Here is a 2355-nt window from a genome sequence, read left to right as displayed (position 1 = left end):
TTAAAATTCACGCCTCTTTTTTATATATTATTTCTCATTTTCATCAAAAATGACGATATTTTGTAGTCAGGATTTATAAATATTAACAAGAAACAGCTTTTTACACTCTATTTTTGCTGAAGCTAGATTCTTCAATCAAACATAGCACAAACCACACAAAACTATGCCCAGAAAAGAGTACTAATAATAAGTACTCTTTTCTTATTTTCAGTCAAAATATCACTGAAATAATTGCGGCACAAAATCTAACATGTAATCACGCCAATTACTCCATGTATGTCCACCCTGACTTTCATGATAGGTATACTTAAATTTCATATTATCAAGTTTAGTCCGATAGTCTTTAACTTCATCATAAAGGAAATCGGTTTTTCCAATAGCTATCCAGTATAATTTTAGACCATTATCATTCTGAATCTTTAATGTACCGTCTATGTTTGTATATACGGGAGACACGATCTCCCCGCGTGGATTAATAGCCGGAGAAAATAAGCCTACATAGTCAAATGTATTAGGATAATATCTTGAAATATGTAATGAATGAAAACCTCCCATCGACAGGCCAGCTATCGCCCGTCCATTCTTATTCGGTATTACTCTATAATTTTTTTCTATAAACTGAATAACATCTTTAAATGTATCTTCCATTTTCCCATCCATCGTATGTGGCAACGCAAAAGTTGGTTTATACATCCCCGAACTAGACTCTCCGGGAGCTGCCTCTTGCACCACATTACCATTAGTCATCACAACAATCATAGGTTTTGCTTTACCCTCAGCAATCAAATTATCTAATATTTGTGAGGTACGTCCTAATGCCATCCAGGCTTCTTCATCACCTCCCATACCATGCAACAAATACAAGACCGGATATTTTTCTTTACCGGAATCATAGCCTGCAGGCGTATAAATTGTAATCCGACGAGTCATTTCATTACTAGGTGAATCATACCATCGACGTGTTACTGAGCCATGAGGTACCTTATTCACCTTATAATAATCTCCGTTTCCTCCACCAGTTATAAATATATTGGAAATGGTAGCGACATCTCTGTTTAGGTATACATTATTCGGATCATTTGTTCTAACGCTATCGACCAAAAAAGAGTAACTATATAAGTTGGAAGGGAGTACACTTGTTGTGTATATCCACAGCCCAGACTCATCCTTACTCATATTCACCGAACCGTCTATCCAATCTCCTGCTATTCGTACATCTTTAGCTTGAGGTGCCTTCAGTCTGAATGTGACTCTATTGTCGGAGTGTATTTCCGGAGAAACAATTTCGGAAGTGCCCCATAAAGCCTGTTGCGAAAATGATTGTATACTTACGAATACAATACCGACAAGAAGTAAAATGATTATCTTTTTCATGCTATTATAGTTAATTGTATTTTATTTATTGTTCAAATATTCTCGCTTAAATATATCTACAAGAAGGATAAACATGGATAAAAATAATGGTCCGAAAATAACTCCCCAAAAACCAAATACAGGTAAACCTATAACCACACCAAATACCGTGATCAAAGGGTGTGTATCTGCTATCTTTTTCTGTAAAATAAAACGAACAAGATTATCTATATTAGAGATAATAATTAATGCGTAAGCTGTTAAGCCCAAAGCATTAAGCCAATCTCCTGTGAGAGCTATATAAATAACCAATGGCAACCAGACGAACATAGTGCCCACAATAGGAATAATGGTAGCAAAACAGGTTAAAAATCCAAAAAGTACAGGATCGGGAACACCAAATATAATATAACCGATTGTGGCAAATATACCTTGCACAGAAGCTAACACAGGAATACCTATAGCATTAGACCTCACCATAATATTAATCTGATCCAATACATCTTTCTTATTGTTATTATTAAAAGGTAATAAGTCATACAGGTAGGTTTCCATCTTTCGTCCTCCAATCAACATGAAATAAAGAACGAACAACATAACTACAGCATTAACAGCAAAGCTACTTACACTTCCAAGCAATATTTGCCCAATCTTAGGCAGATATGAGGCTGCAGTCTTCAAATTATCAGAACTCAGTACATTATAACCGGTTTGCTCTTTAATGAGCGTTATCACTTTCTGAATAGACTCTATGGAAGAACTCAGATTTAAACTTATGCCCTGTAGTTCATCTATCAATAGCCATACAGCAAACGACAAGGGGATAAGAAAACACAACACAGCTTCTAACAGAATAAGTGTAGCTGCAATGCTTTTTCCTATTCCTTTTTTTTCTGTAAGGGTAAACATCTGCTTTCTGACTAATATATAAATGGTCGATGCACCAAGAAGACCACTTAATAGAGGAGAAAAATAAAGAAATAAAATCACACTCATAAAAAG

General features: G+C 35.2%; 2 protein-coding genes. Both read right to left on the bottom strand.

Annotated elements, in window-relative coordinates; translation table 11 throughout:
* Positions 1-219 precede the first annotated feature (219 nt).
* Positions 220-1374, bottom strand: a complete 1155-nt coding sequence (locus JGH11_RS19765; RefSeq protein WP_201114650.1) for an esterase — start codon at positions 1372-1374, stop codon at positions 220-222.
* Between the two features lie 21 nt (positions 1375-1395).
* On the bottom strand, positions 1396-2355 hold a 960-nt coding region (locus JGH11_RS19760), incomplete at its 5' end, for an AI-2E family transporter (protein WP_201114648.1).

This window comes from Dysgonomonas sp. Marseille-P4677 (assembly GCF_016652235.1).
GTDB lineage: Bacteria > Bacteroidota > Bacteroidia > Bacteroidales > Dysgonomonadaceae > Dysgonomonas.
The sequence above is the reverse complement of the archived record's forward strand: the minus strand, read 5'-3'. Positions and strand labels throughout refer to the sequence as shown.